The 23,114-nt window shown below is 64.6% G+C and carries 22 protein-coding genes; 6 read left to right on the plus strand and 16 right to left on the minus strand.

Annotated elements, in window-relative coordinates; genetic code table 11:
• Window positions 1-16 precede the first annotated feature (16 nt).
• The gene (locus AC1Q6Z_RS08055; RefSeq protein ID WP_492647365.1) at window positions 17-262 is read right to left on the minus strand and encodes a hypothetical protein; all 246 of its coding nucleotides are present in this window, start codon (window positions 260-262) and stop codon (window positions 17-19) included.
• 234 nt (window positions 263-496) lie between these two features.
• Between AC1Q6Z_RS08055 and AC1Q6Z_RS08060 the strand changes: the two genes are divergently transcribed.
• From AC1Q6Z_RS08060 to AC1Q6Z_RS08075, 4 genes are all read left to right on the plus strand, one after another.
• Window positions 497-1,552: a PspA/IM30 family protein gene (locus AC1Q6Z_RS08060; protein ID WP_492647366.1), complete on the plus strand. Its 1,056-nt coding sequence runs from the start codon at window positions 497-499 to the stop codon at window positions 1,550-1,552.
• Window positions 1,552-2,208: an OB-fold-containig protein gene (locus AC1Q6Z_RS08065; RefSeq protein WP_492647367.1), complete on the plus strand. Its 657-nt coding sequence runs from the start codon at window positions 1,552-1,554 to the stop codon at window positions 2,206-2,208. The genes AC1Q6Z_RS08060 and AC1Q6Z_RS08065 overlap by 1 nt, the downstream gene beginning before the upstream one ends.
• A 6-nt stretch (window positions 2,209-2,214) precedes the next feature.
• Window positions 2,215-3,915 carry a flotillin family protein gene (locus AC1Q6Z_RS08070; RefSeq protein WP_492647368.1) on the plus strand — a complete coding sequence of 567 codons (1,701 nt, stop codon included), beginning with the start codon at window positions 2,215-2,217 and terminating at the stop codon, window positions 3,913-3,915.
• A 76-nt stretch (window positions 3,916-3,991) separates the two neighbouring features.
• Window positions 3,992-4,594 carry an HI_0983 family protein gene (locus tag AC1Q6Z_RS08075; RefSeq protein WP_492647369.1) on the plus strand — a complete coding sequence of 201 codons (603 nt, stop codon included), beginning with the start codon at window positions 3,992-3,994 and terminating at the stop codon, window positions 4,592-4,594.
• Window positions 4,595-4,598: 4 nt separating this feature from the next.
• On the opposite strand, the gene AC1Q6Z_RS08080 is transcribed toward AC1Q6Z_RS08075, so the two are convergent.
• From AC1Q6Z_RS08080 to AC1Q6Z_RS08135, 12 genes are all read right to left on the minus strand, one after another.
• Window positions 4,599-5,882 (minus strand): cystathionine gamma-synthase family protein, encoded by a 1,284-nt coding sequence (locus AC1Q6Z_RS08080; protein WP_492647370.1) that lies wholly within the window; start codon window positions 5,880-5,882, stop codon window positions 4,599-4,601.
• 70 nt (window positions 5,883-5,952) lie between these two features.
• A complete protein-coding gene (locus AC1Q6Z_RS08085) occupies window positions 5,953-6,444 on the minus strand; it encodes a cupin domain-containing protein (RefSeq protein ID WP_492647371.1) in 492 nt (163 codons plus the stop codon).
• 8 nt (window positions 6,445-6,452) lie between these two features.
• Window positions 6,453-8,036, minus strand: a complete 1,584-nt coding sequence (locus AC1Q6Z_RS08090; RefSeq protein WP_492647372.1) for a GMC family oxidoreductase — start codon at window positions 8,034-8,036, stop codon at window positions 6,453-6,455.
• Between the two features lie 28 nt (window positions 8,037-8,064).
• On the minus strand, window positions 8,065-8,838 hold the full coding sequence (locus AC1Q6Z_RS08095) for an enoyl-CoA hydratase-related protein (RefSeq protein WP_492647373.1): 774 nt from the start codon (window positions 8,836-8,838) through the stop codon (window positions 8,065-8,067).
• A 3-nt stretch (window positions 8,839-8,841) separates the two neighbouring features.
• Window positions 8,842-9,807 (minus strand): dihydrodipicolinate synthase family protein, encoded by a 966-nt coding sequence (locus AC1Q6Z_RS08100; protein ID WP_492647374.1) that lies wholly within the window; start codon window positions 9,805-9,807, stop codon window positions 8,842-8,844.
• Between the two features lie 62 nt (window positions 9,808-9,869).
• Complete coding sequence (locus tag AC1Q6Z_RS08105) at window positions 9,870-10,823, minus strand: substrate-binding domain-containing protein (RefSeq protein ID WP_492647375.1); 954 nt, start codon at window positions 10,821-10,823, stop codon at window positions 9,870-9,872.
• 65 nt (window positions 10,824-10,888) lie between these two features.
• Entirely contained in the window at window positions 10,889-11,881 is a 993-nt protein-coding gene (locus AC1Q6Z_RS08110; RefSeq protein ID WP_492647376.1) for an ABC transporter permease, read from the minus strand.
• Window positions 11,874-12,722: a Cof-type HAD-IIB family hydrolase gene (locus AC1Q6Z_RS08115; RefSeq protein WP_492647377.1), complete on the minus strand. Its 849-nt coding sequence runs from the start codon at window positions 12,720-12,722 to the stop codon at window positions 11,874-11,876. The genes AC1Q6Z_RS08110 and AC1Q6Z_RS08115 overlap by 8 nt, the downstream gene beginning before the upstream one ends.
• Before the next feature lie 2 nt (window positions 12,723-12,724).
• Window positions 12,725-14,191: an aldehyde dehydrogenase family protein gene (locus AC1Q6Z_RS08120; RefSeq protein ID WP_492647378.1), complete on the minus strand. Its 1,467-nt coding sequence runs from the start codon at window positions 14,189-14,191 to the stop codon at window positions 12,725-12,727.
• A gap of 10 nt (window positions 14,192-14,201) precedes the next feature.
• Window positions 14,202-15,695: a sugar ABC transporter ATP-binding protein gene (locus AC1Q6Z_RS08125; RefSeq protein ID WP_492647379.1), complete on the minus strand. Its 1,494-nt coding sequence runs from the start codon at window positions 15,693-15,695 to the stop codon at window positions 14,202-14,204.
• Between the two features lie 48 nt (window positions 15,696-15,743).
• A complete protein-coding gene (locus AC1Q6Z_RS08130; protein WP_439615210.1) occupies window positions 15,744-16,568 on the minus strand; it encodes a 3-ketoacyl-ACP reductase in 825 nt (274 codons plus the stop codon).
• Window positions 16,568-17,776, minus strand: a complete 1,209-nt coding sequence (locus tag AC1Q6Z_RS08135) for a CaiB/BaiF CoA transferase family protein (protein WP_492647380.1) — start codon at window positions 17,774-17,776, stop codon at window positions 16,568-16,570. Before AC1Q6Z_RS08135 ends, AC1Q6Z_RS08130 begins: the two co-directional genes overlap by 1 nt.
• Before the next feature lie 141 nt (window positions 17,777-17,917).
• Between AC1Q6Z_RS08135 and AC1Q6Z_RS08140 the strand changes: the two genes are divergently transcribed.
• The gene (locus AC1Q6Z_RS08140; protein ID WP_492647381.1) at window positions 17,918-18,946 is read left to right on the plus strand and encodes a LacI family DNA-binding transcriptional regulator; all 1,029 of its coding nucleotides are present in this window, start codon (window positions 17,918-17,920) and stop codon (window positions 18,944-18,946) included.
• 9 nt (window positions 18,947-18,955) lie between these two features.
• A complete protein-coding gene (locus tag AC1Q6Z_RS08145) occupies window positions 18,956-19,237 on the plus strand; it encodes a muconolactone Delta-isomerase family protein (protein WP_492647382.1) in 282 nt (93 codons plus the stop codon).
• A 131-nt stretch (window positions 19,238-19,368) separates the two neighbouring features.
• Here AC1Q6Z_RS08145 and AC1Q6Z_RS08150 read toward each other — a convergent pair whose 3' ends face one another.
• The 3 genes from AC1Q6Z_RS08150 to AC1Q6Z_RS08160 form a co-directional block, all read right to left on the minus strand.
• Complete coding sequence (locus tag AC1Q6Z_RS08150; protein ID WP_492647383.1) at window positions 19,369-19,821, minus strand: DUF1062 domain-containing protein; 453 nt, start codon at window positions 19,819-19,821, stop codon at window positions 19,369-19,371.
• 320 nt (window positions 19,822-20,141) lie between these two features.
• Window positions 20,142-21,644: a GumC family protein gene (locus tag AC1Q6Z_RS08155; RefSeq protein WP_492647384.1), complete on the minus strand. Its 1,503-nt coding sequence runs from the start codon at window positions 21,642-21,644 to the stop codon at window positions 20,142-20,144.
• A 111-nt stretch (window positions 21,645-21,755) separates the two neighbouring features.
• Complete coding sequence (locus AC1Q6Z_RS08160; RefSeq protein ID WP_492647385.1) at window positions 21,756-23,093, minus strand: O-antigen ligase family protein; 1,338 nt, start codon at window positions 23,091-23,093, stop codon at window positions 21,756-21,758.
• Window positions 23,094-23,114: the final 21 nt, after the last annotated feature.

Consider the following 23,114-nt stretch of genomic DNA (forward strand, 5'->3'; position numbering starts at 1 on the left):
ACCATCATGCGTCGATTTAGGGAAATCGCCGGTCTTCATTGCCGTGGTTGCGGCAGGTTTCGAGAAAATCGTCCGCGGCGTCCGGCGCGCGGCGATAGCGTTCGAACTCGTCGGCGCTGATGCGGAAATAGGCCTCGTATTCCACCGCACGATTGAAGCCGCTCACCGGCGTCGAAAGAAAGTAGGCGCCGGTTTCCTCCTCCAGCCCCAGGCTGAAGCGATGGGCGCGAAAGACGACGATGTCGACGAACCGGTGCGGCATCCCTGCTCCCTGACGGTTGGCGCCGCCTGCCGTCCGGGCAAGCAGTCATAAAGGATAATGCGGCTCGCCTGAAAAAGAAGGGCCGCGCGGCCGAAGGTTCCGCCCACCTCATCCGTTGAAGAGAGAGCCAGTCAGGAATCCCTCTTGAAAGCACCAATGAAGTGCTTTATATATTTAAGCATGGCAACGAAGTTTACATCCAGTCTCAGGCTCGTCCTTCAACCCACGCCCGACATGCGTCAGGCACTGTCGGAGACGCTTGCCGCCTACCAGCAGGCCATGGCGATCCTCGATAGGACGCCCGGCGCCAATGTCGTGACGCTGCACCAGGCAGCCTATGAGCAGATCCGCACGGTGACGGGCCTTCCCGCGCGCCTGGTGACGCTCGCGCTGCGCGATCACGGCCGGCGAAAGCCCGGGGAGATCGTCGCGGATATCCCGCTCGACTCCAAGCTTTTCGCCGTGAAAGGCCCGGACAGCGTCAGTATCGCCACGCTCAACGGCCGGATCGTGCTGCCTTATGCGGCGAGCGGCTACCAGGAAGGCTGGGCGGATTTTGCCGAGGCAAGGTTGGTCTTTGCCGGCTCGTCCATCTGTCTCTACGCCGGCATCCAGGCCGGCGTTCACCCGAAAAAGGAGGCTTCCATGTCCAATGAAGGTATTCTTGCCCGCCTCGGGCGCGTCATCGCCGGTGTCGTCAACAATGCAGTCGATGCCGCCGAAACCTCGAACCCGGTCGCGGTGGCCCAGCAGGCCGTGCGGGAAATCGGCGCGATCGCCGAGGAGGCACGCGCCGCTCTCGGCGTCGCCATGGCGGCCGGCCACCGGCTGAAGGCCAAGGCCGACGACCTCGACGCGGAAATCAGCGACCTCGACGAGAAGATCAAGGTCGGGCTGGAAAACGGCCGCGAAGACCTCGCCCGCGCCGCCACCGGCGTGCAGATCGACCTGGAAGCCCAGCGCGACGCACTGTCGAAGGCCATTCTCGAAAATGCCGGCGAGATCGCCGATGCCGAGGCGACGCTGCGCAGCATCTCTTCCGCCCGCGCCGACGCGATGAAGCGGCTGGAGGATGCCAAGCGCGCCGAGCGCACCGTGCCGGCGGCCGCAACCCCTTCCCAGCGCAACGACCAGCGCCTTGCCGACGCCCTACAGGCCGTCGAGCGCGTCACCGGCGTGCCCTCGAAGCCCGCCATGGAAGGCACGGCGGAGGTCGAGGAACTCAGCCGCCTGCAACGCCAGAAGGCGATCGAGGCGCGCCTTTCCGCCTTCAAGCACGGTGAGCGCTGATGGATTCCATCGTCCATCCGGGCACCGCGCCTTTCTGGATCGCGCTCCTGACGGTCGCGGGCCTCGGCATCGTCGAGCTCGTCTCGGTCCTGCTCGGGGCGTCCGCCTCGGGCCTGATCGATGACGGCTTCGACCTGAACGGGCCGGGCGACGTGGAGCACGGCCTGCTCGGCGGGTGGATGTCCTGGCTCAACGCCGGCGGCGTGCCGATCCTCGTGCTCGCCGTCATCCTGCTCTCGGCCTTTGCGGCCGCCGGCTTTGCCTTGCAGGGCTTCATTTCGCAGTTCCGCGAGCCGCTTCCGCTCTATGCGGCGGTCACAGGCGCGCTCGCCATCGCCATTCCCATTACCCGCTGGTCGAGCCGCGGGCTCGCAAGGATCATCCCGCGCGATGAGACCAGCGTGCAGGAACAGGCCGATTTCATCGGCCTTACAGGAACCGTGACACTCGGGCCGCTCGACCAGGGCCATCCGGGCACGGTGCGCATCAAGGACCGCTACGACAACATCCATACGCTACGCGCCCGGGCCGTGCCGGGGCATGTGATCGAGACGGGCGCATCCGTGCTGATCGTCGACGGGGCAAACGGTCTTTTCCAGGCCATCCCGGCGCCGGCAGCACTGGGGGACGACCTTTATTCCAACAACGGAGGGTAAACGAACATGGACTTCCTCTCGGTAGGAATCATCGCCGGGGTCATCGTGACGGCTGTCGTCGTCATCGGCATCATCATGACCTCGCTCTATACCCGCGCCACGCGCGACAAGGCCTATGTACGAACCGGCCTCGGCGGCAAGAAGGTCGTGCTCGATGGCGGATCGATCATCCTGCCGATCTTCCACTCTTATTCCTGGGTGTCGCTCAGCACGCTGCGCCTTGAGGTCAAGCGTGCGGAAAACGAGTCGCTCATCACCAAGGACCGCATGCGCGCCGACATCACCGCGGAATTCTACGTCCGCGTGAAGCCGGATGGGGACAACATCGCGCTCGCCGCCCAAACGCTCGGCGACCGCACCAACGATGCGGACGCGCTCAAAGCACTTGTCGAGGCGAAATTCGTCGACGGCCTGCGCTCGGTCGCCGCGACCATGTCGCTGCGCGACCTGCAGGAGCAGCGTGCGGAATTCGTCAAATCGGTGCAGGCGGCCGTCGCGCATGACCTGCAATCGAACGGCCTCGAGCTGGAATCGGTATCGCTGACCCGCCTCGACCAGACGGACATCAAGCATTTCAACCCGAACAACACGTTCGACGCTGAGGGCCTGACCGCGCTGACCAAGATCACCGAGGAGCGCAAGCGCGAACGCAACCAGATTGTGCGTGACAACGAGGTGGAGATCGCCACGAAGGACCGCGAAGCCTCGCTCCGCCGCCTGACGATCGAGCGCGAACAGCGCGATGCCGAACTGTCGCAGGAACGCGATATCGCCAACAAGACGGCCGAGACCCGCGCGGAAGCGGCACGGGCTGAACAGCTTGCGCGCCTCAGCGAAGAAACCGCCCGCCTCGACACGGAAAAGGGCATTGCCGAGCGTGACTCCCAGGCGCGCCAGGCCAAGGAAACCGCCCGCATCGACGCGGAGCGCGGCATCGCGGAGCGGGAAGCCGAGGCCCGTCGGGTGACGGAAACCGCCCGTATCGACGCCGCGATCGCCGTCGCGGAAAAGAGCGAGCAGGAGCAGGCTGCGCGTGCCAAGGCGGATGAAGCCAAGGCCTCGGCCATCACCGCCGAGGAACAGGTGACGACCGCCCGCGAAGTCGAGATCGCAGAGCGCGCAAAACGCATCGCCGTGCTCGATGCCCGCAAGGAAGCCGAACAGGCAGCGACCGCCATCACCGTGAAGGCCGAAGCGGAGCGCCAGGCGGCGGAAAATCTCGCGGCGGCGATCAAGATCCAGGCCCAGGCCGATGCCGAAGCCGCCAAGATCAAGGCGACCGGCGTCATCGAACTCGGCCAGGCAGAAGCCCAGGCGGAACGCGCGCTCAACGAAGCCCGCAACGCCCTGTCGCCCGCCATCGTCGAATTCGAGCTCGCGCGGGCACGCATCGCCATCATCCCGCAGGCGCTGGAACAGGCGATGAAGCCGATCGAGAAGATTTCCGACATCCGCATCTTCAGCGCCGGCGGCCTTGCAGGCGCGCTGGGCGGCAATGGCGGCGACGGCGCGGGCAATCCGGTCGGCGACCTCAGCAGCCAGCTTTTGAACTTCACCGCCCAGAAACCCATCCTCGACGAGATCCTCGCGCAGGCGGGCTTCAAGGGGGCGGACCCGACACAGGCCCTGCTCGGCGCCGCAATCGGCAATCCCGCGGCAAGGACACTCAATGGAAGTGCCCGGGTCCAGACCGACAATGCGGATTGAACATCCCCAACAAAGCAAGGCCGCCGGCTGAACCCTGCGGCCTTGCCATTTCCGGACAGGACGAAGGAGACAGGCCATGCCAGCCACCCTTTCCATCGCACGCCTCGGTGCAGCATTGCTAGTGCTCGGGCTGATGGCGACATCCGCTTTCGCACAGGCAACGGACCGGCTCGGCGTGCCCGGACCGATCGATTTCGAGGGCGAAGCCTTTGTGCTCGCCTGGAGTTCGCAGCCCTCCAAAACCTACATCAAGCAGGAATACCTTCCGGCCGGCCAGAGCGCCGAGCGATACGAGCAGATGGTGCTCGTCGAGACGGTGACCAGCGGCATCGCCGTCATGGATGCCGTTCGCGCGCAGGTCGACATGCTGAACCAGCGCAAGGCGACCGACCCGCTCGTCAATATGGAGGTAATCCAGAACGAAGCGAGCGGCGAGTCCTTGCTCGATTTCATCGTCAGCAGCAAGGACGCCAACGGGCAATATATCGTCGAATGGAATGCCTACCGCTATGCCCGCTACAGCGATGCCGGCGGCAACAAGGGCGTCATGCTCCTCGGCATCAGCCGGCGAGCCTATGGCAATGACGCCGCCAGGAACCTCCTGACCCAGTTGAAGGGACTGCGGCCCGGCCGGATCAAGACGCTGACGCAAGTGCGCCTCCCCCGGCCGGCGCCCTGAAACGTCACGCCTCGTCGAGCGCCAGCGTCAGGTCGGCGATCAGGTCGTCGGGATGTTCGATGCCGATCGAGAGCCGGATCGTCGATTCCAGCACGCCGATGCGCTGGCGCACCTCCAGCGGCACGCCGGAATGGGTCATCGTCGCCGGATGGGAGGCGAGCGATTCCGTTCCGCCGAGGCTGACGGCAAGCTTGAAGATCTTCAGCGCGTTGAGGAACTTGAACGATGCCGGCTGGCCGCCCCTGATGTCGAAGGAGAAGGTCGATCCGGCACCGCCGCACTGGGCGGCGAAGGTGCGGCCGACGGGCGAGTCCGGCGCGTTGTACGGCAGGTAGTGGATGCGTTCGACCTTGGGATGCTCGCGCAGGAAATCGGCGACGGCCTTCGCATTGTTGTTGGCCCGCTCCATGCGGAGCTGCAGCGTCTCCAGCGAGCGACCGAGCATCCAGCAGGAATGCGGATCGAGCTGCGTGCCGATCGCGCCGCGCAGTGCCTTGATCTGCTTCATCACAGCCTTGCGGCCGAGCGCCGCGCCTGCAATCAGGTCGGAATGACCGCCGACATATTTCGTCAGCGAGTAGAGCGAAATATCCGCCCCGTGCTCGAGCGGCCGCTGGAAGACCGGCCCGAGCAGCGTGTTGTCGCAGGCGATGAGCGGCGTGTGGCCCTGCTTCTCGCCGATCGCATCCGCGATACGGCGGATCATCGCGACGTCGACGATGCTGTTGGTCGGGTTGGCCGGCGTCTCAATCAGGATGACCGAGACGCGGCCCTTGGCCACCGCTTCGTCCGCCGCAGCCCTCACAGATGCTTCGTCGACCCCGTCGGCAAAACCCACGGCGGAGACGCCGAGATTGAGGAACGTCTTTGCGAGCAGCGTTTCCGTTCCGCCATAAAGCGGCTGGGAATGCAGCACCGTATCGCCCGGCCGCACGAACGCGAGCAGCGTCGTCGCGATCGCCGACATGCCGGAGGAGAACAGCGCGCAACTCTCGGTGCGCTCATAGACCGCCAGGCGATCCTCGACGATCTCGCTGTTGGGATGGTTGAAGCGCGAATAGACGAGGCCGGCGCCCCTGCCCTCCGGCGGCTCCTTGCGGCCGGACACATAGTCGAAGAAGTCCCGGCCGTCCTCCGCCGACGCGAAGACGAAGGTGGACGTCAGGAAGACCGGCGGCTTGACGGCCCCTTCGGACAGTTCGGGATCGTAGCCATAGTTCAGCATCTGCGTTTCGGGATGCAGGGCATGGTTGCCGATATGGGTTCTGGAGGGGTGCGGCGCAGTCATCGGACGTCTCCCTTGATGAGTCACGGGCTGTGCGTCGCAAGTTACACCAGATACGGGTGGCCTGGTCCTGTTATTTGGCGCGCGCCTCCCTGGGTGCGAAAACATCGGCATAGGGCGTCTCCGGCCGACGCCTGAAGGGTTCCGGCGCGCTTTCGCCCGGCGTGACCGGAATGCCGACCTCGGCAAAGTAGATTTCGAGGCCGTTCGGCTGGATGAACCAAAGCCACCGCAAGTCGGCCTCGCCAGTGTTGACGAAGGAATGGCGGCGGTTGGCGCCGACGACGATCGTCGTTCCAGGCACGATCGCGTGCTCCTCGCCATCGAGGATCGCCACGCCGGAGCCGGCGAGAAAATGCAAGAATTCATCGTGATCGGGATGGGCATGCTCCGGCACGCGTGAACCCGGCGGGATGCATTGCTCGCCGAAACTGTAGGGCGTGCGCAGCGCCACATCCTCCGGCGTCACGCGGATATCGACCGAGCCGTTCGCCGGCGACGGCTGCCAGAGTCGCCGCCCGCCCTCCGGGCCGACCACGAGGATACCGGACTTGTCGGAGGTCATCGTCGGCCTCAATGCGCTTGCCGGATCATGTCGGCAGCCTTTTCGCCGATCATCATCGAGGGCGCGTTGGTATTGCCGCTGAGCAGCACCGGCATGATGGAGGAATCGGCGACGCGAAGCCCTCCGACGCCGCGTACCCGAAGCTGCGGATCGACGACGGATGTCTCGTCGATGCCCATCTTGCACGTGCCGACGGGGTGATAGTCGCAGCAGGCGTACTGGCGCACATAGGCCATGATATCCTCCTTCGTCTTCGCGTCCGGCCCCGGCAGGCGCTCGATCTTGATATATTTCGCGATGTCGGGCTGAGAGAGGATTTCTCGAGTCGTCTCGATCGATTTCAGCGACATGGCCCGGTCGTACTCCGCGCCGTGATAGTTCGGGTCGATCAGCGGCTCGTCTTCCGGCCGCGCCGAGGCGAGCTTGATCGAGCCGATGCTCTGCGGGCGCAGGAACGTGGTGTTGACGGTAAAGCCATGGCCGTCGAGCTGCGTCTGCCCGCCGCGCACCACCATGGCCGGGGCGACATGGATCTGCATGTCCGGCCGGCCATTGCCCTCGCTGGAGGCAAAACCGCCGCCCTCGACGATGACGGAGGCCGCCGGGCCGTTGCGGTAGAGCAGCCAGCGGATGCCGTGCAGGATCGCCTTCGGATAGCGGTCCTGCCCGTCATAGCTGATCGGCTCCTTGAGTGTGACATGCACGTTGGAGCAGAGGTGATCCTGAAGGTTCTTGCCGACGCCCTTGAGGTCGACCTGCGGCTTGATGCCGAGCGGCTTCAGCTCATCGGCATCGCCTAGGCCGGAGAGCATCAGCAGGCGCGGCGAGTTGAGCGCACCGCTGGTGACGATGACCTCGCGGTCCGCGCGAAAGGTCTGGACGGAACGGCCCTGCGCGACTTCCAGCCCCACGGCGCGCGTTCCCTCCATGACGATGCGGATAGCGCGGGCACCCGTCATCACGGTGAGGTTCTTGCGCGAGCGCACGGGGTGCAGGTAGGAGACGGCGGAGCTGCGCCGGCGGCCATCGCGGCAGGTGACCTGGTAAAGGCCGGCGCCGTGCTGCGTTTCGCCGTTGAAATCCGGATTGTAGGGCAGGCCCCAGCGCTGGCAGGCGCGCACGAAGGCCTTGGATAATTCGTGCGGATTGACCTGGTCGGATACCCAGAGCGGACCACCCTGCCCGTGATACGCGCTGACCAGCCGCTCGTTGTCTTCCGACTTGCGGAAATAGGGCAGCACATCGTCATAGGCCCAGCCATCGTTGCCGAGGGCCGCCCAGTTGTCGTAGTCCTCCCGCTGGCCGCGGATGTAGATCATCGCGTTGATCGAGCTGGAACCACCGAGCGTCTTGCCCTGCGGATACCAGATCTCGCGATTGTCGAGGTTCTTCTGCGGCACCGTCTTGAACCGCCAGTTGACGCCCGGCCCGAACAGCTTGCCGATGCCGCCCGGAATATGGATCATCGGGTTCCAGTCCCGGCTGCCGGCTTCGAGCAGCAGCACCTTCACGGACGGATCTTCGGTCAGCCGATTGGCGATGACGCAGCCCGCCGAGCCGGCGCCCGAAATGATATAGTCGAATGTCTGCATTCCATCCTCCCGATCCGCCTCGGGACCCCTATCTGCCCTGGAACTTCGGCTTGCGCTTTTCCGCAAATGCCCGAAGTCCTTCCATCCTGTCTTCGGTATCGAACGCCTCGACCGTCAGCGCGTGCTCGACGCGCAGCCCGTCCGCCAGCGAATGTTCATCCGCCGCCTTCACCGCCCGTTTTGCATAGGGCGTGATTGCAACGGATTGCGCAGCGATCACCGAGGCGATCTCCAGTGATCTCTCTGCAAGAGCCTCCAGTGGCATGATTTCGCTGACTAATCCCTTGCGTTCGGCAAGTGCCGCATCGACCATCTGGCCGGTCAATACCATCTGCATCGCGAAGCTCCGGCCGACCAGCCGCGGCAGCCTCTGCGTGCCGCCGTCGCCGGGAAAGGATCCAATGTTGATTTCCGGAGTCGCGAATTTTGCCGTGTCGGCCGCGAGGATGATGTCGCAGAGCAGCGCCAGTTCAAGACCGCCGCCCAGTGCAAAACCATTTACCGCCGCGATGATCGGCTTCGGGAAATCCTGGATCTCCGCCCACCGCGCCAGACGCTCGGGATCGGCATAGGAGGCGACGCCGCGCTCCAGCATGTCCGAAATGTCCGCGCCGGCCGAAAAGGCGCGCCCGGCTCCCGTCAGGATGACGCAGCCCAGGCTGGCATCCGCCTGCGCATCGCGGAGCAGGCCGGTGAGTTCGCCAAGAAGGTCCTTGGAAAGGGCGTTCAGCTTGTCCGGCCTGTTCAGCGTTAGGCGCAGCACGCCGGGTGCCGGCCGTTCGCTGAGCACGAGTGCAGTCATGTGTCAAGCAACCTTCTTGTAGAGCGTTTCGGCGGTCAGGCCCGCGCCAACGAGGCACTGCCGGATCTTTTCAATCTCGGCCGGTGTCGGCTTCATCAGCGGCGGGCGAACGTGAGCCTCGTCCCAGCGGCCGAGAATGACAAGGGCCTCCTTCATGCGGTTGTGCATGTCGAGCAGCGGATGGTCATAGAAGGCGCGCACGGTCGGGTAGATCCGGTCGTTGATCGCCTTGGCGGCATGGAGGTCGCCGGCCTGCACCGCGCGGAAGAGCGCCACCTGAAGGTTGGCAATCACCGAGCCGGCACCGGACAAGAGCCCATCGCAGCCGAGCGCCAGCGATCCGAGCAGCCAGGAGCTGTGCGTCGTCATCGTGTTTACCGGGCGATCCAGCGCCTTCAGCTCGCGGATCTGCCGTTCATGCAGATTGCCATCGCCGCAATTGTCCTTGATCGCCTTGATCGAGGGGAACTGGTTGCACAGCTCCAGCAGCGTCGGCAGCGGATAGGCGAGATAGGAATTCAGCGGAAACTGGTAGTGGATGATCGGCAGGTCGGATGCATCGGTGATGCGATTGAAATGTTCGCGCGCCATTTCCGGGCGCAGATGGCCACCGAGCACCATGACCTCCGGCGGGAAGACCAAGAGCCCGTTTGCGCCCTCGTCCTGCGCCTTGCGGGCGATGCGTGCCGCCTCCAGCGTGGAGTTGGTATAGACGGCGACGATCGTCGGCACCCGCTCCTCCAGAACCTCCTTGGTGACGGCGATCGCGCGGTATTGCTCCTCGATCGTCAGCGAGGCCACCTCGGCGGCGTGGCCGTTGATGGTGATCGCGCTGATGCCCTCCACACCGGCAACGTCGGCGAGGTGCTTGCGATATGCCTTCTCATCCACCGCGAGGTCGGCGGTGAACGGCATGAGCACGGCGGGGATCACGCCTCTGGGATTATCGTAGTGACGAACGGATGCCATCTTTCTTCCTTCCATGGAAACGCATGGGCCGCGTCTTGCGGCGCGGCCCGGCGCTTGTGTTGCTAGATGCCCTTGCCGAGGAACTGGTCGACATTGGCGCTGGTGACTTCGACGGTCGGCAGGATGATTTCCTTGTCGACGGCCTCGCCCTTGGCGATCTTGTGTGCGGTCTGGATGCCTTCCGGTGCGCAGAACGGGTAGATGAAGCAGGCCGACATCTTGCCGTCCTTGATGGCCTGGAAGGCCGTGTTCTGACCGTCCATGCCGATGACCTTGACGCCGTCGAGACGACCGGCGGCTTCCAGCACCTGCACCGCGCCGAGCGCCATCTCGTCATTGTGCGCATAGATCGCTTGGATCTCGCCCGGCTTGAAGCGCTGGACCATGTCCTCCATGAACTTCACGGCCTTGTCGCGCGTGTAGTCGCAGTTCTGCTCGGCGATCACCTTGAAGGCGGCATTGCCCTCGATGACGCTCTTGAAACCGTTGTGGCGGTCGTTTGTCGCCGAGGCGCCGGCGGTGCCCTGCAGCTCGATGATGCCGCCGCCATTCGGCAGTGCGTTGATCAGGAATTTGCCCGCACCCTCGCCGAGCGGCAGGTTGAGGCCGCCGAGATGGCAGGTGACGTCCGTGTTGACCTTGCGGTCGAGGGTCAGCACCGGAATACCGGCCGCCATCGCATCGCGCACCACGGGCGTCAGCGCCTGCTCGGTGAGCGGCGAGATGACGAGGACCTGGATGCCCTGCGCCATCAGGCTTTCAACGTCGGCCACCTGCTTTGCGGCATCGTTGTTGCCGTCGGTGACGATCAGTTCGAGATCGGAAAAGTTCTCCTTGGCATATTGCCGGTTCACCTCGACCATGGCGATGCGCCACGGATGGTTCATCGTGCCCTGGCTGAAACCGACCTTGATCGTGCCCTCGGCAAAGGCGCTGCGAAACGGCAGCCCCACGGTGCCGGCAGCAGCGGCGATGGCGGCCGAAAGTGTCAGGAACTGTCTGCGACTGGTGTTCATTGTATTACTCCTCCCGTTGATGAACATTGCTCATGGATCCCGGCGCCCCCGGCGCCCGCGGAATGTCAGGCCTTCTGGCGATGGCGGTAGACCTCGAACATCACGGCGGCGATGATGATCGCGCCTTTGACGATCTGCTGGGTGAAGGGCGAAATGCCCAGAAGATTGAGGATGTTGGCGATGACGGCGATAATCGCCGCGCCGATGACCGTGCCGACCACGCCGCCCTCGCCACCGAACAGGCTGGTGCCGCCGATGACGACGATGGCGATGGCTTCGAGTTCGAGATTGCTGCCGGCGGTCGGTTCGCCGACCGTGAGGCGCGAAACGGTGATCAGTGCAGTGACGGCGGCCAGCATGCCGGAGATGACATAGACCGACATCAGCACGGCCCCGACGCGGATGCCGGCAAGGCGCGCGGCCTCGGCATTCGAGCCGACCGCATAGACCTGGCGGCCGAAGGCGGTGGAGCGCAGCACGACGAAGGCGACGACGGCCACGAAGGCGAAGATCCAGATCGGCACCGGAATGCCGAGCAGGAAGCCGCCGCCGAGGAAATAGAAGGCATCGGTCGCCTCGCCCAGCATCTGCGGCTCGCCATTGGCGATGGTCATCGCGATGCCGCGGCCCATGACGAGCGTGCCGAGCGTCATGATGAAGGGCGGCATGCCGCAGAGCACGATGCCGGCGCCATTGAAGGCGCCGAAGAGCATGCCGAGCACCAGCGCGATCCCCAACACCACTGGAATGGAAAAGCCCGCCGACAGCAGCATGGCCGTGGAGACCGCGACGACGCCGACGATGGAGCCGACCGAAAGGTCGATGCCGCGCGTCAGGATTACGAAGGTCATGCCGATGCTGACGATGCCGAAGAGCGCGACCTGGCGCCCGACGTTCATCATGTTGCCGAACTGGAAGAAGCTCGGCGAGAGATAGACGGCCACGGCGCAGAGCGCCACGAGCACCCAGAACAGCCCGAGGCTTTGCAGCACCGTCACGATGCGCGAGAACCCGCCGGGCGCAAGGCCCGTTTCCTGCCGCGTTGCCATGTCAGCCATTCCTTCTTCCTCCCTGCGGGGTGCTTGTCGGCTCTGTGGGCATCCGCTCGCGCATCAGCCAGTCCACGGCGACGGCGAGCCCGCCCGCGTCACAGGACGGGGCGACGAAATCCGCGATGCGTTTCATTTCATCGATGCCGTTTTCGACCGTCAGCCGCGTGCCGGCCCAGTGCAGCATGTCGAGATCATTTTCCGCGTCACCGGCCGCAGCCGTGGACACCTGATTGGCGCCGACATGCCGCGCGACCCATTCGACGGCGGCGCGTTTCGAAACACCTTGCGGCCCGATCTCAAGCAGGCGCGGATGCGAGCCCGCGACGGCAAGGCGGTCGGAGTAGCGTAGCCTCATTGCGGTAAATCCTGTGTCGTCGTCGGGGTCGGCGCGGACGCACATGATCTTGCCCGGCTCTCCGGGCAGGTCTGCGAGGCCATCGACAACGCGCAAGCTTTCGCCGGTAATCTTCGCCTCGCGAATTGCGAGGGGATGCGCGCCAATCGTGCTGACGCCGCCTGCGCCGTACCAGAGCGCGACCACGCCGATTTCCTGCGCAGCCGCCATCACGGCGAGCGCATCGTCGCGCGGAACCGGCGTGCTGATATGCGCTTCGCCTTTATCGAGATCGCCGATCCATCCGCCGTTGAAGCAGATGGCAAGGCCCGTCGCGCCGAGACGTTCGGCATAGGGCCGCACCGCCTCCGGCGACCGCGCGGTGGCAAGCACCACCTGCACGCCCGCCGCGCGCAGCCGCGCGAGCGCGCTGGCGACGTCGTCTCGCAGGACGTAGTCGTGCGTCAGCAGCGTTCGGTCGACATCGGAGACGAGGAGGGTGATCGGCGCCATGCTCAGCTCCCGAAAACCGGCTGGCGCGGGCCGGTGTGCAGGAAGAGCGTCTTGAGCTGCGTGAATTCCTCGAAGCCGGCCTGGCCCATCTCGTAACCAAAGCCGGAGCCCTTGACTCCGGTCAGCGGCAGTTGCGGCGCGCCGTCGATGATCGTGTTGGCCTGCACCCAGCCGCTCTTCAGCCGCTTGGAAACGGTCATGACGGTGTCGATGTTCTTCGACCAGACATAGTTCGACAGGCCGTACTGGCTGTCATTGGCAAGCCCGATCACCTCGTCCAGTGTGTCGAAGCGCGTGACGCTCAGGACGGGGCCGAAAATCTCCTCCTGGAAGATCGTCATCGACGGCGTCACGTGGTCGAATACGGTCGGCTGCACATAGTGGCCGGCGCCGAGCCTTGCCGCCTCTCCGCCCGTCAGCAGTTTCGCGCCTTCGGCCACTCCGGATTTCACGAAATCCAGCACCTTGCCAAAGTGGTTCTCGTCGATCATCGCGCCGATATCGGTCTTGTCGTCGAAGGGGTCTCCGACCTTCAGTTCCGCGGCGCGGCGGGCGACGCGGGCGATGAAATCATCTGCGACCGTGGACTGCACGAAGAGCCGCGAGCCGGAGACGCAGCATTCACCATTGTTGAAAAACACGCCCATCAGCGCGCCGTCCACGGCGGCGTCGAGGTCCGCATCGGCAAAGACGATGTTGGCCGACTTGCCGCCAAGCTCCATCGAGGTCTTGACGATGTTCTTCGCCGAACTCTCGATGACGTTCCGGCCGACACGCGTGGAGCCGGTGAACGAGATGAAGTCCACGCCCGGATGATCGGTGAGCCGCTGTCCGACGACGGCGCCCTTGCCGCTCACCACGTTGAACACACCGTCCGGCAGGCCCGCTTTCGAGGCGAGTGCGGCGATTTCCAGCGTGCTGCCGGAGGTGAATTCCGAGGGCTTCACCACGACCGTGCAGCCGGCCGCAAGCGCGAACGGCACCTTCTGCATGAGGATCAGCGCCGGGAAATTCCAGGGCGTGACAAGGCCGACGACGCCGATCGGCTCGCGCATGATGAGGGCCGTGCGGTCGCGGCCGAGATTGGTGTAGGTCGTGCCCGCCATCTGCATGCCAAGCGAGGCGGCATAGCGCGTGAGCCCGACGGCACCATTGATATCGCCGCGGGCAAAGCGGATCGGCTTGCCGGTCTCCTCGACCTCGATGCGCACGAGCCGTTCGAAATTCTCCTGGATCAGGTCGGCGAGCCGGTTCAGCACCTCGGCACGCTCCATGCCGCTGAGCTCCGACCAGGCGCCGCTTTCGAAGGCGTTGCGTGCTGCCTCGACGGCGCGGTCGATATCGGCCGGTGTGCCGCTCGCATAGCGGGCCACCGCTTCGCCGCTCGCAGGCGAGCGCCGCTCGACCGTTTCGCCGTTCCAGGCCTCGAAGGCGCCGGCGATATAGTGGCTGTAATCACGAACCGTCATGTCATTCTCCTCAATTCCAGACCGCATGGGCCATCAGCGTTTCCTCGCTGGCGCTTTTGCCGTCGACGATCGCCGACACCTCGCCTTGCCGCATCACCATGATGCGGTCGCAGAGCCCGAGGACTTCCGGCAGTTCCGACGACACCATCACCACGGCGGCGCCCATATCCTTGGTGAGCCGCACGAGCAGATCGTAGATTTCCCGCTTGGCGGCGACATCGACGCCGCGGGTCGGCTCGTCGACAAGCAGGATCTGCGTGCCGGCGCTGAGCTGCCGGGCAATGCCGCATTTCTGCTGGTTGCCACCGGAAAGGGTGCGCACGCGGGTGGCACCCGATGGCGTCTTGATACGCATCTGCCGGATATATTCGGCGACCTTGGTGCGCTCCTCGCCGGCCTTCAGGAACCCGCCGGAGGCGAGCGCACCGAGCGAGGAAATGGTGACGTTGAAGGCCACCGACTGGTCGAGGAAGAGCCCCTCCGTCTTGCGGTCTTCCGGCAGCAGGCCGATGCCATTGGCGAGCGCCGTGCGCGGGCTGTTCACCGACAGCGCCCTGCCATCGACGCGGATCTCGCCACTGTCGATCCGGTCTGCTCCGGCGACCGCGCGCAGCACCTCGGTGCGCCCCGAGCCCGCCAGCCCGCAGATGCCGAAAATCTCGCCCTGCCGCACGTCGAAGCTGATGTCCTTCAGTACGCCCTTGCGATTGAGTCCGGAGACAGCCAGTCGGATCTCATCACGCGGCGTCCCGCGTTCGGGAAAAATGTCGTTCATCTCGCGCCCGACCATCTGGCGGATCAGGCTTTCCGTCGTGGTGCCGGCGATGGGCGTGCTGGAGATCACCTGCCCGTCGCGCAGCACCGTGACGTCGTCGCAGATCTCGTAAAGCTCCTTCAGCCGGTGCGAGATGTAGATGAAGGACACGCCCTGCTCGCGGCTGAGCCGGCGGATCATGGCGAAGAGATTGACGAGTTCGCTGTCGCCGAGCACGGCCGACGGCTCGTCGAGCACGACGATGCGGGCATGGCGCGAGATCGCCTTGGCGATCTCCACCATCTGGCGCTGCGCGACGCTGAGCTTGTCGATGCGCGCCGCCGGATTGACGTTGAAATTGAGATCCTGCAGCACGGCCCGTGCATCCGCCCGCGCCTTGCGCCAGTTGACGAGACCGAGCGCGTTTCTCGGCAGCCGGCCGAGGAAGATGTTTTCGGCGACCGTCAGGTGCGGCGTCTGGGCGAGTTCCTGGTAGATGACGGCGACGCCGAGTTCCAGCATGCGCTCGGGCGTCGGATTGTCGATCTCGGCACCGTCGATGGCGACCGAGCCTTCGCTGGCCCGATGCGCGCCGGAGAGGATGCGCATCAGCGTGGATTTGCCCGCGCCATTCTCGCCGATCAGCCCGTGCACGCTGCCGCGCCGGACGGAAAAGCTGACATCCTTCAAGGCATAGACGCCGGGGAACCGCTTGTGGATCCCCTTCATCTCCAGGATCGGAGCCGTCATGTCCTCTCTCCCATCATCCGTGAAATCGTTTTCTCAACCAGCCGAAAGCTAAAGCCGCGGGATCTGCATGCCGCCGCCTATGTTGTAGACATCGCCCGTGCTGAACGGCATGCCGCCGGTCACCAGCGTCGCAATGCCGCGCGCGATATCCTCCGGCTGGCCCCAGCGGCGGATCGCCGAGAGCGTGCCGTTCTCGATGCCGTCGCTGTAGCGCTCCACCACGTCGGCCGTCATGTCGGTTCGGATAAGGCCGGGCCGGATCTCGTAGACGCCGATGCCGTGTTCGGCGAGCCGCAGCGCGAATTGCTGCGAGGCCATCGACAGGCCGGCCTTCGAGATGCAGTACGGCCCCTTTTCCGGCGAGACGAGATGCGCATTCGCCGAGGTGATGAAGACGATGGACCGGTGTTCCGGCGGCTCGGCCCGCTCGACCATGCGCCGTGCCACTGCCTGGGTGAAAAAGAAGGTGCCGCGCAGGTTGACGTTCAGCAGCCGGTCGAAGCTTTCCTCCGAGACATCCAAGAGATCGCCTCGCTCGGAAACCTGCACGCCGGCATTGTTCACCAGGCAATCGATCGGCCCGAGATCGGCCTCGATCGCCGCCATGACCTTGGTGAAATCCTGCGTGCGCGAAATATCCATCTCGTAGAACCCGGCCTTGCCGCCAAGCCCCGTCACGCCATCGACCGTTTCCTCCGCACCGTCGCGGGAAATATCGATGACCGCGATGTCGTAGCCGGCCTCCGCCAGCGCCGCGCAGATGGCGCGGCCGATGCCCCGGCGTGCGCCGGTGACGACGGCGACGCCGCGCTTGGCCGTGGCCGGGCGTTCCGGCAACGGCAGCCCCGTCTTGTCGAGCCTCAAGCCAGCCATCACGCCGCTCCCTTCTTGGCCGCATCCGCCGCAACAACGGCGCGGTTTGCGATCAGCCCTTCGATCTCGGCCTTGCTGTAGTCATGCTCGGCGAGGATTTCGCGCGTGTGCTCGCCGATATCGAGCGCCAACACGCGCAGCTCCGGCACCTTGCCGTCGTAGCGGTTCGGGTGATTGACGAGGTGGATTTTCCGCCCGTGCACATCGACCTCGCGGAAGACCTCGGCATGCTTCAACTGCGGATCGTCGAGCAGCTGATCGTAATAGTTGACCGGCGCCCACCAGACATTGAACCGGTCGAAACGCTCGCCGAGTTCTTCCATTGAAAAGTTCGGCGTGGCTTCCGCCAGAAGCCGCGCGAAAGCATCGCGCTCCTCGTAGCGGTCCTTGCCGGCCAGCGCGCGAAGCCCGTCGCTGTCGACGGCATCCGCCAGATTTTCGGTTTCGCAGAGCGACACAACGACATGGCCATCGGATGCCGGATAGACGCCGTAGGGTGCCTGGTGGAACCAGGTCGCAAGATTGCGCTCGCGCTTCAAAGCCTTGCGCTCGATATCGCCAGCCAGCCAGTTGACCAGCGGCTCGCCCTGAAGGTCGATGCCGGCATTCAGCAGGCTGCCCTCGACACGCGTTCCCTTGCCATCGCGCAGGCGGCGGACGAGCGCGCCGAGAATGCCCATGGCCAGCAGCGCGCCGCCATGCTGGTCGACAACCGCCGCGCCAACCGGCGTCGGCCCGCCCTGCGGCGTGCCGGTGACGCCGATGAGGCCGGCGCGGGCCTGGACCAGCAGGTCCTGCCCCGGCTTCTGCGCCAGCGGACCGGTGGAACCGAAGCCGCTTGCGGAGGCGAAGATCAGCGCCGGATTGAGTTCCTTCAGCCGCGCATCATCGAAGCCGAGCCGCGAAAAGACGCCGGGGCGAAAATTCTCCAGCACCACGTCGGCGCCGGCGATCAGCTTTGCCGCGACAGCCTTGCCCTCTTCGCTCTTCAGGTCGATGGCGATGGAGCGCTTGTTGCGATTGGCGCAGAGATAGAAGCCGCTGACGCCTTCCACATAGACATCGGCGCCGGACCATTGCCGCTCATAGGCGCCGGTCAGCGGCTCGACCTTGATGACGTCGGCGCCCATGTCGGCGAGATATTGGTCTGCGGCCGGCCCCTGCAGGAAATGGCAGAAGCTGACGACCTTGATACCGTCAAGAAGCATGGTTCCTCCCAAACTTTCGTGAAATCGATTTCACATTTTTCCATTTCTCTGTCAACTGGCTTTCCGGAATATTCTTCAAAGCTTGCATTTTCAACCAAGACATTTGATAAATCGATTTCACGAATCCGGAGGCCGCATCCCGTGAACACAGAAACAGATCGCCTGGACGCAAAGCTGGTCGACGTGGCGAAACGGGCAGGCTGTTCCCCCGCGACGGTCTCACGCGTGCTCAACAACAATCCCAAGGTGGGGCTCGGCGTGCGCGAGCGCGTGCTGAAGGCCGCCACCGACCTCGGCTACGTGCCGAACGGCTCGGCGCGCGCACTGCGCTCCACGCGCACCCGCCTCGTCGGCGCGATCATCCCGACGCTCGACCACGCAATCTACGCCACCATGGTTAACAGCCTCCAGACCCGGCTTTCCGAGCGGGACGTGTCCATCATCATCAGCACCTCATTCTACGATGTCGACATGGAGCTGGAGCAGGCACGGCTGCTGGTCGAGCGCGGCGTCGAGGCGATCGTGCTGGTCGGCTCGACGCATAGGCCGGAAACGCTCGCCATGCTGGAACAGCGCAACATCCCCTATGTCTACACCTACACGTCCGATGCCACGACGGTCGGCGCGGCAATCGGCTTCGACAATGTGAAGGCGGGCCGCATGGCGGCGCGTTATCTGTTGGACCTCGGCCACAAACGCATCGCCATGATCGCCGGCATCACCCGCGACAACGACCGCGCCGCGTCGCGTCGCAACGGCTTCCTCGAAGAACTCGTCAAGAGCGGGCTTGGGAAAGCGGAGATTCCGGTCGTCGAATCCGCCTACAAGATCGAGGGCGGGCGTGCCGGCATGCAGGCGCTGATGGCGGCGGAACAGCCGCCGAGCGCCATTTTCTGCGGCAGCGACATCATCGCCGCCGGCGCCATCAAATATTGTCACGACAAGGGACTGAGCGTGCCGCGCGACGTCTCGATCCTCGGTTTCGACAATCTGGAAATCGCCGAGCTGACGACACCGGACCTCACCACCGTCGAGGTGCCCGCCCGCGAGATGGGCACGATTGCCGGCGACTACCTCCTCGCCACCCCCGCCCAGCGCGAGCACATGCGCCAGCGCGAACTGCCGCTGCGGCTCGTCGTGCGCGCCAGCACCGCACCCATCGCCCGCTAAGGAACCGACATGCAGTTTCTCGTCATATCCCGCCGCCTGACGGACCGGTTTTCCGACGCCGATTTCGCGCCCGTCGTGCCGCTGGAGGGTGTGCGCGCGCGCGAACTCTACGCCGCCGGCTTCACCCGCCAGATCTGGCACCGCGGCGACCAGCCCGGTGCCTGCCAGATCGTCGAGGCGGAAACGCTGGACGCCGTGCACGAAACGCTCGCCACCCTGCCCCTCGCCGCCGCCGGCATGATCGCCTTCGACGTGATCCCCCTGAAACCCTATGCTGGATTCACGCCATAATGAATGACGACCAATCGTCGATCCTTGCTCTTTCAAAGCGAAGCTCAAGACCGCCTGTCCGAAGATCAGCGCATTACACCAGCCGCAGAACCGGAGGAAACGGTGCGGACCTGCGGCTGGGTCTTGCAGCGTCAGACGCGCCTTTCTCCTCGTGCGTTGAGTGCGATGTCACCACGCTCAGGCAGCCCTGCTGCATCGATTGTCACCCGCCCACCATCATTCGGCAATCGCCGCAGGGCGTCCTTTCGCTCCAGATCGGGCCGCAGTTTTCCCGTATCGTATAGGACATGCAGGCGCGTGCGGGAAAGGCCCAGCTCGGATGCCAGCAGCCGGTCGAGACGAATGGAGGCGGTTGTCGGCACCGAAAAGGTGATCTCCAGGAGATCCCATTGCGGGCCTGCCGGCAGCACCGCCTTGTCGACATCGCTCTCGGCAAAGGTGTCGATGCGCTTCGCCTTGTAGCGCAAGGCCTCGATGTCGAAGGCGTGACGGCGGATCCACTGCCGGCCGTTGCTCTGCAATGCGACGAGTGTTGCAGGATCGATGTCGCGAACGGCCTGGCGTTCGAACAGCGGCCGGTTCAAAGGCAAAAGCACTTTAAAAGTGTGCGGAATTCAAAATCCGTCCTGCCGTTTCGCGATCTTCGAAGATCGTTCACCATAGTGCTCGATTGCCGCGGTGACCAACACATAGACGAGAAGCGCCGGCCACGCCGCGCAGAGCAACAAGCCGAAAGCCCGATCGGGCTCCAAGGCAAGTCCTTTGCTGCCCTTCAAGGAAGGTCAGCACAAGGAACAGGACGGCTATGATGGCATAGACTGTGGTCAGCATCCTCGCGACTATAGCCGCGAGGACCGCCTTACCGAAAACCAAAATGCTGAAACAGTTAACGCCTGAGCTTGTGTCAACGCTTGGGGTAGCCGGTCGATATTTTTGGCGAGCCGGTATAGACGATGCGCCGCCGGGGAGCGGGCTGGACCGTCTCCGTGACCTGAACGGCTTCCACCGGCGCGGCTTCCACCACCACGGTTTCGACCGGCTCGACCTTGCTTTCGCTGACGACAGGTGCAGGCGAATAGCGGACGCGAAGCTGGCGCCAGACCTCCAGCACCACGACCAGGAAGACGCCCAAAGCCACACCCACCACCCCGGCAAGCGCAACCAGCACCTTCTTGCGGGGCCAGGACGGATCTTCCGGCGGCTGCGCCGGGCTGATGATACGGGCGACAGGCATGGTGATCTGTTCGAGGTTGGCCACTTCTTTGGCCCGGCCGAGCACGTTCTCATAGACCGCGCGGGTCGATTTTGCCTCGGTCTCCAGCTCGCGCAGCATGATCAGGTCCTCTTCGCCGACATTGGAAGACGACCGCACTGTCTCCATCTGGCGTTCCAGGTTCGCCACGCGCTGCTGGGCGACGTCGAGCTCGACCTTCTTGCCCTCGCCGATCGACTGAATTTCGGCCCTCACCAGCGAGGAAATGCGTGCAACCTCGGCCTTCGCCCTCAAAAGCGAGGGATGCTGCGGCAGGAGCCCGGAGGCCAGCGATGCTTCGCTGCGCACCGCGCGCGAATATTCCTGCAGCAATTGCGTGACGCGTGGCGAATTGACGACTTCGCCAAGGGCGGTCGGCTCAATCTCGCGCTGGAAATAACGCTGGATCTCCTCGCTCGCCGCCGTCGCGGTGGCAAGCGCGCTACGCGCCTCGACGAGCTGCGCATTCAGGCCGCCCAGTTCCTGGCCGACCAGCAGGCTTCCGTCCACCCCGCTTTGCAGCCGCTTTTCTGCGCGAAACTTCTGTACCTTCTCCTCCGTCTCACGCACGCGCTCGCGCAGGCCGACCAGGCGGCTGTCGATCTGTTCGGCGAGTTGCTGGGAGGAGTTGAGCTGGAACTGCTGCTGTTCGCGCAGGTAAGACTTTGCGATGGCTTGCGACAGGTCGGCGGATTTCTGGGCGCTTTGCGACTTGACGCCGATCGAAATGATGTAGGTGGCGCCCTCCCGGGAAACGGTCACGGCCTTGGCGAGCGCCGCCATCACCTTGGCGGCACGCCGCTCGGGCGCGTCGCCGGCCGCTTCCTTGGCGAATTCCGGGTCTTCCGTCAGCTTGAGTTCGGTGACAACGGGTTCCAGCACGGCGGCGGAGGAAACGATCAGAAGCTGGGTATCGAGGCCGAGCACTTCGCTGCCGAGCAGCGACGGCGCGTTCTTGTCCTCGAAGGGTTTGCGGCTGGCCGGATCGACGACGATGCGCGTCCAGGCGGTGTAAACGGGCGCGGCGGTGAAGACATAGGCGGCGGTGAGACCCACGGCCACGACCGCGATAAGCGCGATGAGCGGCAGGCGTTGATACAGCTTGCGCGCAATCGCCCAGGGGTCGATCAACCCTTCGCCATCTCGGTTTTCCATGGAGGCGTTCGTCATAGACCCGCTCGGCTGAAATGAAATCACATCATGCAAATAAGGGGCGGCGCGCACGAATCCCCTCCCATGGTGTAAATCGTTATGGTTAACGGAGTTTCAATTTCCCGGGCGCAGTCCGCGGTTTCCCCTCGCCTTGCGCCGCCCCGCCTGTGCCCAGGCGCCCACCAGCAGAAAGAGCATCCACACCACGGAATAGCCGCGGAACCAGCTGCTTTCCAGCATATTGTGGCAGAGCGTAACGATGACGACGGACATGAAGAGCCACGCTTCCGCCATGCCGGTGCGTCCATCGTTCGGCGCGCGGCCGACACTCAGGAGAACGCAGGCGAGGAAGAACAACAGCAAGGCGAGACCCGCGAGGCCGAGCTCCACCGTGACGTCGACATAGCCGTTATGCCCCTGCAACAGCGTGGCGACGAAGCCCGGGGCTTCGGTGAGCACGATCGAGCCGAGGCCGATATCCCAGAAGGAGCCGTATCCCTGGCCGAGGATCGGCCTGCGGCTGATGACGTCGCCGAGAAAATCCCAGATGATCGTGCGCCCCGTGAAGGTCGTATCGTCGAAGAGCAGCATGGAGAAGTCGGCGAAGCTGAAATCGACCAGGTTGGCGACGAAGAGCCCGCCGAACAGGCAGGCGAGCAGGCCGAAGAACAGCGGATACAGCGCATTGATGCGCAGAAACCGGCTGACCGCTACCACCGCAAGCGCGATCAGCGGGATGAGCAGCGCAAGGCCGAGCGAGGTTTTCGACTTGCTGACGACGAGTTCCAGCAGAGCCGCGGCGGCAAGGGCGAGTGCGATGAGCCGGCCGAGGCCGCTCAGCCGCCAGACGCCGTAGAGGCAGAAGACGAAGCCGTAGGCAACGACGAGGCCGAGTTCGTTCTTGTGGGTATAGATGCCCTGATGGCCGAGCCGGCCCGCGGGCAGCAGCAGCACCGCGACGAGGTTGATGGCGATCGTCACGAAGAAGACCGCCATGACGCGGTCGATCTGGCCCCTGGGGTCGTCCACGAGGAAGGCCGGCAGCACGACCGTCGCGATCACGATGAATTGCAGCGTCGCGCGGCGAAAGGCGATGGACGGCGCCGGCGACCAGACGATGCTGGCAAAGGCGAGCAGCATGTAGAGCCCGACGAGCACGACGACCGGCTGCTTCAGCGACTCCTCGAACCGCGAAAGGCGATGGCGGAAGGCGAACGCGGTCGAAATGAGCAGGAAAAGCCAGAAGACCTGGTTGAGGAGATTGGAGCCCGACGCAGCCGCGGCGATCGCTGGGTCCTCGACTGCCGGTGTCGTGCGGAACACGAGGAGTGGCGTGAGGATGGTCGCATAACCGATCGCGATCGCCGGAACCCAGCCGAGCAGGCCGTCAGAAGCACGGACCTGCCGCTGCTCCTGCCTCACGGCCACACCGTTGTTCACCGTATCGCTCAACCTGGTCCTCGCGCCGTGCGG

It is taken from the genome of Shinella sp. GW835-FHT14H05, from assembly GCF_058793575.1.

Bases quoted from the DNA above. Each gene is read 5' to 3' on its own strand.
- AC1Q6Z_RS08115 (WP_492647377.1), bottom strand. From the start codon at position 12,722: ATGGCGCCGATCACCCTCCTCGTCTCCGATGTCGACCGAACGCTGCTG.
- AC1Q6Z_RS08060 (WP_492647366.1), top strand. From the start codon at position 497: ATGCGTCAGGCACTGTCGGAGACGCTTGCCGCCTACCAGCAGGCCATG.
- AC1Q6Z_RS08100 (WP_492647374.1), bottom strand. From the start codon at position 9,807: ATGGCATCCGTTCGTCACTACGATAATCCCAGAGGCGTGATCCCCGCC.
- AC1Q6Z_RS08130 (WP_439615210.1), bottom strand. From the start codon at position 16,568: ATGGCTGGCTTGAGGCTCGACAAGACGGGGCTGCCGTTGCCGGAACGC.
- AC1Q6Z_RS08065 (WP_492647367.1), top strand. From the start codon at position 1,552: ATGGATTCCATCGTCCATCCGGGCACCGCGCCTTTCTGGATCGCGCTC.
- AC1Q6Z_RS08120 (WP_492647378.1), bottom strand. From the start codon at position 14,191: ATGACGGTTCGTGATTACAGCCACTATATCGCCGGCGCCTTCGAGGCC.
- AC1Q6Z_RS08080 (WP_492647370.1), bottom strand. From the start codon at position 5,882: ATGACTGCGCCGCACCCCTCCAGAACCCATATCGGCAACCATGCCCTG.
- AC1Q6Z_RS08135 (WP_492647380.1), bottom strand. From the start codon at position 17,776: ATGCTTCTTGACGGTATCAAGGTCGTCAGCTTCTGCCATTTCCTGCAG.
- AC1Q6Z_RS08055 (WP_492647365.1), bottom strand. From the start codon at position 262: ATGCCGCACCGGTTCGTCGACATCGTCGTCTTTCGCGCCCATCGCTTC.
- AC1Q6Z_RS08095 (WP_492647373.1), bottom strand. From the start codon at position 8,838: ATGACTGCACTCGTGCTCAGCGAACGGCCGGCACCCGGCGTGCTGCGC.
- AC1Q6Z_RS08155 (WP_492647384.1), bottom strand. From the start codon at position 21,644: ATGGAAAACCGAGATGGCGAAGGGTTGATCGACCCCTGGGCGATTGCG.
- AC1Q6Z_RS08110 (WP_492647376.1), bottom strand. From the start codon at position 11,881: ATGGCTGACATGGCAACGCGGCAGGAAACGGGCCTTGCGCCCGGCGGG.
- AC1Q6Z_RS08070 (WP_492647368.1), top strand. From the start codon at position 2,215: ATGGACTTCCTCTCGGTAGGAATCATCGCCGGGGTCATCGTGACGGCT.
- AC1Q6Z_RS08085 (WP_492647371.1), bottom strand. From the start codon at position 6,444: ATGACCTCCGACAAGTCCGGTATCCTCGTGGTCGGCCCGGAGGGCGGG.
- AC1Q6Z_RS08125 (WP_492647379.1), bottom strand. From the start codon at position 15,695: ATGACGGCTCCGATCCTGGAGATGAAGGGGATCCACAAGCGGTTCCCC.
- AC1Q6Z_RS08075 (WP_492647369.1), top strand. From the start codon at position 3,992: ATGCCAGCCACCCTTTCCATCGCACGCCTCGGTGCAGCATTGCTAGTG.
- AC1Q6Z_RS08105 (WP_492647375.1), bottom strand. From the start codon at position 10,823: ATGAACACCAGTCGCAGACAGTTCCTGACACTTTCGGCCGCCATCGCC.
- AC1Q6Z_RS08145 (WP_492647382.1), top strand. From the start codon at position 18,956: ATGCAGTTTCTCGTCATATCCCGCCGCCTGACGGACCGGTTTTCCGAC.
- AC1Q6Z_RS08090 (WP_492647372.1), bottom strand. From the start codon at position 8,036: ATGCAGACATTCGACTATATCATTTCGGGCGCCGGCTCGGCGGGCTGC.